The organism is Salmonella sp. NW177, assembly GCF_051811585.1.
In the GTDB taxonomy this organism is placed as follows: domain Bacteria; phylum Pseudomonadota; class Gammaproteobacteria; order Enterobacterales; family Enterobacteriaceae; genus Salmonella; species Salmonella enterica.
The window spans coordinates 1-210 of the sequence record NZ_JAMMZV010000046.1; the positions used below are offsets into that span (position 1 = coordinate 1).

Consider the following 210-nt stretch of genomic DNA (forward strand, 5'->3'; position numbering starts at 1 on the left):
GGTTCGAATCTTATAAATCGCAGATAGCAAAAAAGCGCCTTTAGGGCGCTTTTTTACATTGGTGGGTCGTGCAGGATGACTCGGCTTCGCCTCGCCCTTCGGGCCGTTGCTGACGCAACGTTATCCTTCACGCTCAACATCTGAGTTTGATGTTAAATTGGTGGGTCGTGCAGGATTCGAACCTGCGACCAATTGATTAAAAGTCAACTG

1 other RNA gene is annotated in these 210 nt (G+C 48.6%); it reads right to left on the reverse strand.

The annotated features are described in order from the left end of the window. Nucleotides 1-59: 59 nt before the first annotated feature. Nucleotides 60-210, reverse strand: a non-coding RNA gene (locus NA986_RS24440) — RtT sRNA; the annotation flags it as partial.